This is a genomic window from Nitrospira sp. (assembly GCA_035968315.1).
In the GTDB taxonomy this organism is placed as follows: Bacteria; Nitrospirota; Nitrospiria; order Nitrospirales; family Nitrospiraceae; genus Nitrospira_D.
On the sequence record JAVYIN010000005.1, the window covers coordinates 495651 to 507738 of the forward strand.

Genomic DNA, 12088 nt, shown 5'->3' on the forward strand with positions numbered 1-12088 from the left:
TGGGGTCAGGGCCTGGCCGTTCCTAATCGTCCTCCGGCGGCAACCGTGGTGGCCGGCGTGAGGAGGGCTTTCACCCGATCGGGAATGTTGTGCAGCCGTTGGGGCTCGATCCGTTCGTCGCTGGTGCGGATCGCGCCGGTCGTCGATTCGACGGCAATGCCAAGAATGTTATTCCCCGTATCGGTCAGATGGAGAATCGCCGGGTCGATCCGGCCATTCGGATACAGCATGAGATCGATACGCCCGGATTGGCGCTTGACAGGGCCGGCGGCGATATCGGTAAAACGGACGCTGTCCGGAAGCGAGCGGGGCGCCGCCCAAGAGGCATCCAGCAAGAGCTTTTCCTCTTTCCCCTCCAGCGTCATGGCCCAATAGGTATTGCGATCGATGTCCATATAGAGCTTCACCGGTTTTTGGGTGCTCATCGCAATCCCCTGGAGCGCACGCAGGGCTCCGATCAGCTTCCGTCCGGTGGTGGTCAGATTGTCACCCAGATTCACCTGCGGGATGACGATGCCCAGCACGGCCACGAGCAAAAACATGACGAGCATTATTTCCAGCAGGGTAAACCCCGCTGTGCTCAAGGCACGGGGCGAGGGGCAAGAGGCGAGGGGTGAAGATGTTGTCCCTCCGACTCTATATAAATGGGCAAGAACCTTCTGCCCCGTGCCCCGTGCCTCATGCCTCATGCCTAACATCTAATCCTTATCCAGATTCCAGTTGGTGATGTCGGCATTCACGCCTTCGCCGCCCACTTCGCCGTCTGTGCCAAGGGAGGTGATTTCATAGTCGCCCTTCGGGCTGGGGCTGACATACTTATAGGAATTTCCCCAGGGATCTTCCGGAAGCTTCGGCAGATAGCCGCCAACTTTCCATTTCTTGGGGACCACACCGACCGAGGGTTTCTCGATCAACGCCTTGAGCCCTTGTTCGCTGGAGGGATAGATTCCGTTGTCCAGCTTGTAGAGTTGGAGCGCGCCCTCGATATTTCGGATTTGCACTTTGGCCGCCGTCCGCTTGGCATCATCGGTACGGCCCATGATCCGGGGAACGACCAGGGCCGCGAGAATGGCGAGAATGGCCACCACCACCATGATTTCGATAAAGGTGAAGCCGGCAGATCCCCCGCTGGCGCGAGGCAGGAGGCGCGAGGCAAGGATCTGCCATGGTGTTCTTCCTCTGCGTGTCATTGGTTTGCTTCTCCACTCCTGACGGTCACTCATGCGTAAGCCTCCCTTTCAAACTCATCCCCCCATCACCGATCACGCGTCACGGTTTACCGCACCATCTGGCCCATTTCGAAGATGGGCAACAGAATGGCGACCACGATGAAAAAAACGATCACGCCCATGACGAGAATCATGATCGGCTCCAGCAGCGCGGTAAACCGGGTAATGACTCGCTCGACTTCTCCGTCATAGATTTGGCCGATCCGCCGCAGCATTTCTTCCATTTCGCCGCTGCGCTCGCCGACGGCGATCATGTGTGTGACCAGGGATGGGAATTGGCCGCTGCGCTTCAGCGGGTCGGCGATCGTCTCGCCTTCCCGAATGTTCTGCCTGGCTCCTTCGACGGCTTCTTCCAGGATACGGTTGTTCATGACGCGCTTGGATACATCCAGCGCTTCGAGCAGCTGGACTCCGCTCGAGAGCATTGTCGCCAAGGTTCCCGTGAGCCGTGAAATCGATACCATGCGGGCGACCTCGCCGATCAACGGGATGCGCAAGAGCAGGCGGTCCGCCATGACGTGTCCCGATTCGGTCTGAATATACCGGCGAATCATCAGCCCGCCGCCAAGTACTGCCAGTACCATGACTGGCCAGTAGGTGGAGCAGAAGTGGCTGATCGACATGAGCACGACAGTCGGGAAGGGGAGCGCCTGCTTCATGCTGGTAAAGACCGCGGTGATTTTCGGCACGACAAAGGTCATGAGGAAAAACAGCACGCCGACTCCGACGATCAGCATGAGGGCCGGATAGAGAATGGCGTTGGTCACCTTGTTTCTGAGGGCCTGTTGCTTCTCTAAAAACTCCGCAAGCCGGAAGAGAATCTGGTCCAGCGCGCCGCTTGCCTCGCCGGCCCGCACCATGTGCACGTAGATGGGCGAAAAATCCTTCTCGTAGAATCCCAGCGCATGGCTGAGCGCTTTGCCGCCGCGCACTTGCTCGCGCACATCGGCCAGCAGCGCTTTGGCCTGTTTCTTTTCCATCTGATCGATCAGAACGCCCAATGCATCCACGAGGGGAAGGCCGGCGACGAGCAGGGTGGCAAACTGCCTGGTCAGCATGGCCAAATCTGTCGCGGAGAGCACGGCGGCATGGCCACGCGGACTCTCGGCTGACACATGATCCCGTGTGATGTGGCGGCCGCCGGTTTGGTTTTGTTCCACCACGTCGGTCGGAAATACGCCGTCCTTGCGCAGCTTCAGGCGGGCGACCTTGACGCTTTCGGCATCGATAATGCCAGCGGCCGAACCGCCATCGCTCCGATATCCCCGGTATTGATAGACCGGCATGGCTAGAGTTCGATCTCCTGCTGGGTAATTCGCATCACCTCTTCCATCGTGGTGATGCCTTGGGCCACTTTGGCGGCGCCTTCTTGCTTCAGGGTGATCATGCCTTTGGCCACGGCGGCCTGCTTGATCACCGCGGCGTCGGCTTTCGTCCCGATCAGCCGGCGAATCTCGTCGTCGAGCACCAGGAGTTCATAGATGCCGGTTCGTCCTCGATAGCCGGTTTGCGAGCAGGCCGGGCAGCCCGCGCCTCGATAAAAGGTCATCGGTGTTTTGGCGTCCAGGCCGAGCCTGGCCAGTTCATCGAGGCTGGCTTTGTAGGGGCGTTTACAGTCGGGACAGATATGCCGGAGCAAGCGTTGTGCGAGCACGGCCACGACGGATGAGGCCACGAGGAACGGCTCGATCCCCATGTCGATCAACCGGGTCGCGGCGCTGGCCGCGTCGTTCGTGTGCAAGGTTGAAAAGACCAAGTGGCCTGTCAGCGACGCATGGATGGCGATTTCCGCCGTCTCGCGATCGCGGATTTCTCCGATCATGATGACATCGGGGTCCTGGCGAAGAATCGACCGCAGTCCCGCGGCAAAGGAGAGATTGATCTTCGGATTCACCTGCATCTGGCCGATGCCGAGGAGCTGATACTCGACGGGATCTTCGACCGTGATGATGTTTTTGTCCGGCGAGTTGATCTGACTCAAGGCGGCATACAGGGTCGTAGTCTTCCCGCTGCCGGTGGGGCCGGTCACCAGAATAATTCCGTGGGCAAGCTGAATCATTTGCTGGATGGCCGCGAGCCGGTCGGCCGAAAATCCCATCTCCGTCAAATTGAGCAGGCGGTTTTCTTTCTCCAGGAGCCGGAGCACGACGCGCTCGCCGTGCGAGGTGGGGAGGACCGACACGCGGAGGTCCACGTCTTTGCCGGCCGTGCGAATGGCGAAGCGCCCGTCCTGTGGCAAGCGTTTTTCCGCAATATTCAGCCCGGCCATGATCTTGATTCTGGCGACGATGCTCGCTTGGAGCCGTTTCGGCGGCGTGAGCACGGGATAGAGCACCCCGTCGATGCGGTATCGCACCACCAGCCCGCGCTCGAAGGACTCGAAGTGGATGTCGCTGGCGCGCTGGCGGACCGCTTGGAAGAGCACGGAATTAACCAGGCGGATGATCGGCGCTTCATCCGTGGCATCGAGCAAATCCTGCGGTTCATCGAGTTCATGGGCCAGCTGATCGAGATTTTCCGTGGCCGCAATATCTTCCATGACTTGTTCGGCGCCGGCAGGGCTGGCCGCCTCATCGTAGACACGATTGAGACAGGCCAAGAGGGCGACTCCGGTCGTCAGGACAGGCCGGACCGGCATGCCCAGGAGGAGGCGAAGATCGTCCACCGCGACTGTTTCAAGCGGATCGGTCGTCGCCACGACGATGGCGCCATGTTCCTGCCTGAGCGGCAGGACACGATAGCGCCGCGCGAATCCGATCGGCACGCGTTTAATCAGGTCATGATCGATTTGTGCGGTATCCAGCCGAGGCACCCACGGCAGTTCAAATTGCTCGGCCAGCGCCTCCAGCAGCTCTTCTTCACGCAACATGCGCAAATGCAGGAGGGCTTCGCCGAGGCGGCCGCCCTTCTCACGCTGATAGGCCAGCGCCTCATTCAGTTTGGAGTCGAGCAGATTGAACTTCTGGCCGAGGATTCTGCCGAGAAGCGGTCTGCCGAATCGTACCGGTTGCTCTTCGTCGCTCACGACTTCTTGCATAATCTAATGCTGTTCGACGTGATGATGAAATCCGACATTGGAACAAGTCACTTGTGTGGCATGCCCTGCTGGCTGAATGACGCTTAACTTATAGAAAAATAAGCATAACTAGATCAAACATACTCTGCATGCCCTCTACGTAGCAAGAAAATGAGCAGAGATCGCCGGCTCCTGTGGATGACGTGATCGGCGAATCTTTGCCTGAGGGATAATACGAATGGCGGAAGATGCCATATCAGGTGGTTGACAGAGCACTATCGATCAAACGGAGATGGCTCGCTTATCGTAAATCGTAGGTGACCGTCACCCGCTGGTTATTCCGCACCATATCCACCTTGACTGTCCGTTCATTCTTCAGCTGTTGAAAGAGGCTGAGCATGGTGGAGGGGTCGCGCACATCAACTCCGTTGACCCGCTGCAGCACATCGCCGTATTGGATGCCGATCTTTTCATAGAAACTGGCCGGCGCAATATAGTCCATCCGATACCCGCTGGGTGCTCCATTGACGAGGTAGGGAACCGCGCGGGCTTGCGAGAGGAGCTTGGGGAGATCGGCCATGGCCTGCTCGACTTCCCGCCGGTCGATCACTTTCCGCAATGGAGCTCCGGACGCAGGAGGAGGCGGTGCCGCACCGGCAACTGGCGCAGTGGAGGCCGGTTTATCGGTTGTCGCCAGCTCCAGCAGCTCTTGAAGCTCACCGCTGCGCACTACGATGCCGTCGCGGCGAATCTCACTCACTTCGCCGACATCCGGAATCTGCGCATGCAATCGATAGAGCATGTGCCGTTTGCTTGTCAGCTCCTCGACAATGGCAAAGGTGCCCTGCTGGTCGCCGACGACGACGCCGATCAATCGCAGCTTGGCCGCGACGCCCAATGACGCGCGAGCCGGCACACTCACATTTCCCGTGTCTATGCCCATTACGGATGGGGGAAGGACAAACAGCCCGCTCGACCGAATGTGATCGATCGCTTGTTGATACGAAGGGACAGAGACTGATGCGGCAGCGCCTCCGGCAGCCGAGCCCGGCACGGTGGTGGCCGGCAGATAGAGTGACTCTGCGACAAAGGCATTGATCGAATGGGCGACAAGAAACAACCCCACCGACAGGTACATCGCCAACACAACGCGGCGCAGAGAATGACTCGCTTCAAATCCCATAGAATTATTTATCGCCGTACAGCATGAGGTTCGGGATTATACTAACCCGTTATAGGGCATGAGGCAATATTCTTGAGAAGTTACGAAAAAGAATTCAACCTCTGCTCATACGTTCTGCATGCGAGAGAGGGGTGAAGGTGACCGGCTCTACCATAAGCCTGTGGAGCGGCTGGCTATAGCGGGACAGAGTCATTCCTTCTCTGTCTTCCCGGCCACTTCGATAAACTGGACGCGCCGCCGAAAGACCTGCTCCATGAGGTCTGTCCGCTGGTTTGCCGTCCACAGTTCCATTTCCGCATCGCCGCTCACGGTGACTGCGATTGTGAGGGCTTGGCCGATTTTTACCGTCACTGACTGAACGACTGAGAAGTGGGTGCGGTCGAGCGCGTCGGCCACGCGGAGCAACGCGGCCAGCATGCGGACGGTGCGCCTCAGCTTCGGAGTGAGCGCATGAAACCCTTCATGCTTGATGGTCGGCAAGGCCCGGCGATGATAGCGGGCCACATTGGCCACAACGTCGATCTCGTCCGCCGTCAAGCCGCCGAGGTCGCTATGCTTGATCAGGTAGTAGGCATGTTTATGGTGCTGCCGGGGATTGATGAGGTAGCCAATGTCGTGCAGCAGCGCGGCGTACTCCAGCCACTGGCGGTCCGGTTCACCCAGCCCATGAAGAGGCGTTGTCTGATCGAACAGCCGCAGAGCCAGATCTGCCACATGCCGGGAGTGAATTTCCGGCGCGCGGCAGCGCCGGGCCAGCCCCATCACATTGCGGCGGCGCACGTCGGGTATGTCCCGTTCCGCTTTCAGGCCGTCGCGATGGCGGTCGATATAATCATAGATAAGGCCTTCCCGAATGGCCTTGTCGCAGAGGGTCATCTCAACAGCGCCGGATAGCTCCAGGACGCGGCGCAATACCATGATGGCGGGAAGGAGTGTATCGACACGTTTCGGATCAAGACCGGGAATGGCCAGACGAGCCTTGATCGAGGACCGGCTGAGTTGAGCCTCCATGGCGCGCACTTCTTTCAGGCTGACGGTGGCCAGATTCAATTGAGGAAGCGGCCGGCCTGTGCGATGGAGATGAATGATTTCGGCCAGGTTGCCGGCCATTCCGGATGTCGCGACGACGGCCTCATAGCGTGCCACTTTGAACTCGCCGAGGACCGCTTGCAGCGACGCGGTGATGTTCTCTTCCAGGTTGTTCAGCATCACCGCTGTCGGCGGTGTTTTTTTCAGGTACTGCTCGGATAGCCTGATGGCTCCCAGCTTGATGCTCTTCGCCTGCTGCAATCCGCGGCCGCTGCCGACGATGAGTTCCACGGATCCGCCGCCGACATCGATAACCATCGTCGGGCGCTCGGACAGCGCCATGCTGTGTTTCACGCCGAGAAAGATCAGCCTGGCTTCCTCAGTTCCGCTGATGACCCGGATTTTGATCCCGGTCTGCTCTTCAACAAGATCGACGAAATCGCCTCCGTTTTTCGCCTCGCGCACCGCGCTGGTGGCCACCGCCACGATCCGCTCAACCCCTTTATTGCGGGCCAGCGTCACAAGGGTCTTGAGCACGCCTAACCCGCGTCCCACGGCTTCATCGGAGAGCCGTCCGGCTGTAAAGGCTCCGTTGCCCAACCGGGTCATATCCTTGAAACGGTCGAGAATTTTATAACTGGCGTCCGGAAGGATCTCGGCCAGCACCATATGAATGGAGTTGGTCCCGATGTCGATGACGGCGAGTTTGGCCATGCACTAGCGGCTCCGAGTCAGGAGGAGAGGCGCGGCTCGGACCTTAGCGAAGGGGCATTGTCTTGTCAATGCAGCCGATGAGCCGCCAGCAAGATACGAATAGAGGGACGGATGCCGATGAGGAGACGCACTGCCTGCTGCGCCGTTACTCTTTCACGACGAAATGAACGCTCCGGTTTTTTTGCCAGCAGGCTTGGCTGTGATCGAAGCAGAGCGGGCGGTCTTTGCCATAACTGGCCGTGCGCAATTCAACCTGCAACCCGAGTTGATGAAGGTATCCTTCCACGCTCTTCGCGCGCCGCTCGCCTAACACCAGGTTGTAGGCGGCGGTGCCGATTTCATCTCCCCGTCCTTCGAGGAGAATGCGCTTGGCGCCCTCGTCTTTCAACCGTTGGGCGTTGGCTTCCAAGACCGGTAACGCGTCGGATCGCAGCGTGGCGCGGTCAAAATCGAAGAGCACGTCCAGAATGGAGCTTTGGGCCGCTCCGGTCGCATTGCGGGCGGTGAGTTCCGCGCGCATCATCGGACTTGTGCGTGACGCCGGCGTCGCGAAATCGTTCGGGGTCAGATCGCGAATCCCCGGATCCACAATCCGTTCCTCGTCCGGCACACGGGCTTCCATGCCGGATGTGCCGGATTGCGTGGCGCATCCCTGCGTTCCGAGGGCGGCGATGAGCGAAAGCAGTCCCAAGATGATCAGGTGTGAGGGGGCTCGCATAGAGGACCTCCTGGCTTGATGTCCCCAGCCTACTGCAATTGTTACGGAAAGGCGATAGCTTTGAGACTTTTGTAAACAGCTGTCATGGGTGACAGCAATGGCCAGTGCAATACCGCCAGTGAATCCTCGACATAGGCCGGAGTCCGCATTCCGTTCAACACCGCCGTCACGCCCGGCGTGCTGGCCAGGACCCAGAGGGCTTTGCGCGACAGCGATTCGGCGCGGCATTCGGCCGGCAGGAGCGGATCGAGTGTGCCGGTGACCAGGGCGGTTCGATGCCGGCTGCGCTCGGTCGCTTCCCGGCGCAGCCCGCGCAGCAGCGTCAGCAGCTCGGGCACGTATCGATCGCGCCAGGCTTCCCATTGCTCGGCCATGGTCCCGGACAGATGGCGTGACAGGGCTTGGAGGACCTGGTTCACATGCGGCGCGATCATCTGATGTTCGATCTGTTCCCAATGCTCCAACCCTTGAATCTGCGGATGAATCCGTTCGAGTTCGTGTGCCCAATTGAAGAACTCCGACGGCACCATGCCTTGGCCGCTCTGTTGGACCGATGGAGCAATCACCCGGCGATATTCCTCTTCCAATTCCGCGACGCGTTGACGCTGCGCGGGGAAATCCACCGGCTGATCTTCAAGCGGCAAATCGGCCAGACGGAGCAAGCCGCCCCGTCCGGCCGGCATGGCATTCAAGGGGCGATTCACTAGCACGGCCAGGTTCCTCTGCTGTGCGGCGTCCAGCACGGTCTGGCCGTTGTGTGCGCCGGTGTTTGCCACGAGGGCGGCGCCGGACTCGAAGAGATTCATGGGACATTGCAAGACTCTGAAATGGTGAGTGGCGTGGCCCGCTTGCTGCGCTGCGGCCTGTGCCGCCTGGAGCATGCGATCGAGCGAGGTGGCGTCCGGCTCATCCGGAGCGGACGTGACGGTATTGGACGAGACCCCATAGTAGGCAAGGCGCCTGGCTTGGACCTGGGCCTCAAAATAGCCAAAGGCTCGCTGTAACCGCTCGTAAAAGGCGTCCCGTAGGTGGGCAAGATTCCGCTCGCCGCGATGCGCCGCCTCCGATAAGAAGTATTCAGGATTGTGGAGGAGACAGACGTCTAGCGTCGCCAGACCCAAGCGATCCAGGGACAAAGCCAGTTGATCCGCGAGAAACTCGGGATGCAGGCAGTGCCAGATGCCGTCGCCGTATTTGACCATTTCCGGGTAGGCACGGCCGGACCGTTCCCGAGCTTCGGCCAGCTTCAAGTTGTCTCCCTGCACGTAGCCGATTTTGGAGATGATCACGACTTCCTCGCGCGAGATCCGTCCGGCTTTCACCAGTTCGGCCAGCACGGAGCCTACGAGGCGCTCGCTCTCGCCGTCCATGTAGTTGGTCGAGGTGTCGATGAGATTGCAGCCGCCAGCGAGGGCCTTCTTCAACGCGTCGCGGTGTTCCGCGGTTCTCGTATCCACCCGATAGGTGCCGAAGCCCAGGCGCGAGATCGTCAGCCCGGTCGATCCGAGGGAGGTGAACCCATGCGCCAATGAACCGGATGGTGAAAGCCCGACCATGCGGGCGGCATAGGCCGCTGTGCCCTGCACGGTCGCGTGGCCGGACAACGGTGTGCCACGCAGGATATGGTGTGTGGTGCTCTGTGAGGCCTGGGTTTGTGGCCGATTCGCACGCAGCCTGCCGGCCACAGCCTGAGCGTTGGTGAGAGGCTGCTGGCAACTGAAATTTCGGCACACATACAAAGCCGGTTGACCCGCTACCAGGGTTTTGCCTTGTAACAAGGGAAGGGTGGAGGTGGCATTCGGCCCAGTCATCGCCAGGATCCGATTCGGCAGATATTCGTCCGCGACCGCCCGTTGCAACGCCTGGAACTCTGCCTGCTGTTCGTCTCCCACCAGGGCCAATTCGAGGGGGCCTTCCGTCAAGAAATCGACGACGGCCAGGCTTTTGGCAAAGGCGCGGGGATAGCGGGTGATCTGCCGCCCATAGGCGCGCACGGCGCCGATTGCGGCGTCACGCCAATCCTGCCGGTCGAAATGACCGGCCAGCCGCGCGAGCGCGGAGGCGGCGACGGCATTGCCGCTCGGTGTGGCGCCATCGGCTCCTTCGCGGCTGCGGAGGATGAGGGCCTCGTGCCCCTTGGCCGTGGTGAAAAACCCGCCCTGGTCGGGATCCAGAAAGTCTGTCACCATGTGCGCTGCGAATTGTGCGGCAGTCTGCAGATAGCGTTCGGAGGCGCCGGCTTCGTAGAGATCGATCAATCCTTCGGCCAAATAGGCGTAGTCTTCGAGATAGGCATCGAGATGCGCGCGCCCGGCCCGTGACGTGCGCAACAGTCGTCCGTCCTCTCGCGCATGGGTCGCCAGCAGGAAGTCGGCGGTGCGTTGAGCGGCCTCACGATAGCGCGGCTCGTGAAAGACACGGGCGGCCTCGGCCATGGCCGACAGCATCATCCCGTTCCAGGCAGTAATGACTTTGTCGTCGAGTGCGGGGGGAATGCGGAGCTGCCGTGCCCGATAGAGCAATGGCTTCACGCGGGCCGCGGTGTTCAGCAAGTCGTCTTCAGTCAAGCCGGTGTCCTTGGCCACCTCGGAGAGCGGGCGCAAGCGATGGGGGATGCTGCGGTGCTCCCAATTGCCTGCCTCGGTGATGTCGTACAACGCGCACCACCGCCTGGCGTCCTCCTCGTTCCCCACAGCGGCCAGCACCTCGGCCGGTGTCCAGACAAAGAATTTTCCTTCGACCCCTTCGGAGTCCGCGTCGGTCGCCGAATAAAAACCGCCAGAGGGACCGGTCATCTCTCTCAGTACATAGTCGAGGATGTCGCACGCCACCTGGCGATAGGTTGCGTGTTTCGTCACCTGATAGGCCTCGACGTACACGCGGGCCAGGAGCGCATTGTCGTAGAGCATTTTCTCGAAGTGCGGAACCAGCCAACGGGCGTCGGTTGAGTAGCGCGCAAAGCCGCCGCCGAGGTGATCGTAGATGCCGCCCGCTGCCATCATGTCGAGGGTTTTGGTGACCATCGCCAGCGTCTGCGCATCGCCGGTTCGTCGATGACAGCGGAGCAGCAACGAGAGTCCGGCCGCCGGCGGGAATTTCGGCGCGCCGCCGAATCCGCCGAAGGTCTGGTCGAAATCCTCTTTGAATTGCGTGACCGCATCTTCCAGTGCGGATTCGCTGACTGAGATGGGGGAGGGGATACGGCCTTCGCCCTTCAGGCGCTCCGTCATCGTCCTGGCCTGTGAGCGCACACCGGCTGCGTCTTGTGTCCAATAGTCGGCAATCTTCTTGAGCAGCGTGGGGAAACCGGGGCGGCCCCAGCGATCTTCCGGCGGGAAGTACGTGCCGGCAAAGAAGGGCTCTTGATCGGGGGTCAGGAACACCGTCATCGGCCAGCCGCCCTGGCCGTGATTCATCGCCACGGTGGCAGCCATGTAAATTTCGTCCAGATCGGGCCGTTCTTCGCGGTCGACTTTGATGCAGATGAAGCTGGCGTTCATCAGCGCGGCAATCGTCTCGTTTTCGAACGATTCCCGCTCCATCACATGGCACCAATGGCAGGAGGAGTAGCCGATCGAGAGGAGAATAGGCTTGTGGGTTGCCTTGGCCGCCTTCAGGGCCTCCTCGCCCCAGGGATACCAGTCGACTGGGTTATAGGCATGTTGCAAGAGGTAGGGACTGGTTTCTTGTGCGAGGCGGTTGGGCTGTCGATTGGATCCTGGTGTCTTCATGGCGTGGACCGTACCATCGCCTGGGAGAACGGGTCAACGGCTTGACTGAGCGCCAAAAGACGGTTCGTAGGGGCACACAACAAAAAGGCCCGCGATCCGAAGATCGCAGGCCTTTCGAAAAACCAGAGGCACGCACTGAAAACACCTCGAGGGTGTTTTCGGATTAGTGACCCTTCTTCTCTTCCTTCTTCTTCTCTTCGGCAAACACGACGTGGCCGCCCTTCTTCTCTTCCTTCTTCTTCTCTTCGCCGAACACCACCACGTGGCCGCCCTTCTTCTCTTCCTTCTTCTTCTCTTCGGCGAAGGACGGTGCGGTGAAGCTGATTGCCACTGCCACTGCCATGATTGCCATCAACATGCTCTTCATAGATCCCCCTTAAAGGTTTAGATTGTGTGCCCGTCAACGCCGGGCAAATTAGCCGTGTACGGTAGACAAAATTCTTTCGATTGTCAACTGTCAATTCATTG

General features: G+C 60.0%; 9 protein-coding genes. All 9 read right to left on the bottom strand.

Annotated features, from left to right (window positions below; all coding sequences use genetic code 11):
• Window positions 1-5: 5 nt before the first annotated feature.
• On the bottom strand, window positions 6-542 hold the full coding sequence (locus RI101_05910) for a hypothetical protein (protein MEC4889579.1): 537 nt from the start codon (window positions 540-542) through the stop codon (window positions 6-8).
• 156 nt (window positions 543-698) lie between these two features.
• Complete coding sequence (gene gspG / locus RI101_05915; protein MEC4889580.1) at window positions 699-1190, bottom strand: type II secretion system major pseudopilin GspG; 492 nt, start codon at window positions 1188-1190, stop codon at window positions 699-701.
• A gap of 86 nt (window positions 1191-1276) precedes the next feature.
• A complete protein-coding gene (gene gspF, locus RI101_05920) occupies window positions 1277-2515 on the bottom strand; it encodes a type II secretion system inner membrane protein GspF (protein ID MEC4889581.1) in 1239 nt (412 codons plus the stop codon).
• 2 nt (window positions 2516-2517) lie between these two features.
• Window positions 2518-4266, bottom strand: coding sequence for a type II secretion system ATPase GspE (gene gspE / locus RI101_05925; protein ID MEC4889582.1), 1749 nt, complete (start codon window positions 4264-4266; stop codon window positions 2518-2520).
• Window positions 4267-4546: 280 nt separating this feature from the next.
• Window positions 4547-5428: a hypothetical protein gene (locus RI101_05930; GenBank protein ID MEC4889583.1), complete on the bottom strand. Its 882-nt coding sequence runs from the start codon at window positions 5426-5428 to the stop codon at window positions 4547-4549.
• A 189-nt stretch (window positions 5429-5617) separates the two neighbouring features.
• Entirely contained in the window at window positions 5618-7171 is a 1554-nt protein-coding gene (locus RI101_05935) for a Ppx/GppA phosphatase family protein (protein MEC4889584.1), read from the bottom strand.
• 145 nt (window positions 7172-7316) lie between these two features.
• Window positions 7317-7889 (bottom strand): OmpA family protein, encoded by a 573-nt coding sequence (locus tag RI101_05940; protein MEC4889585.1) that lies wholly within the window; start codon window positions 7887-7889, stop codon window positions 7317-7319.
• 41 nt (window positions 7890-7930) lie between these two features.
• Window positions 7931-11620: an aldo/keto reductase gene (locus RI101_05945; GenBank protein MEC4889586.1), complete on the bottom strand. Its 3690-nt coding sequence runs from the start codon at window positions 11618-11620 to the stop codon at window positions 7931-7933.
• Window positions 11621-11783: 163 nt separating this feature from the next.
• Window positions 11784-11987, bottom strand: a complete 204-nt coding sequence (locus RI101_05950) for a hypothetical protein (GenBank protein MEC4889587.1) — start codon at window positions 11985-11987, stop codon at window positions 11784-11786.
• Window positions 11988-12088 lie beyond the last annotated feature (101 nt).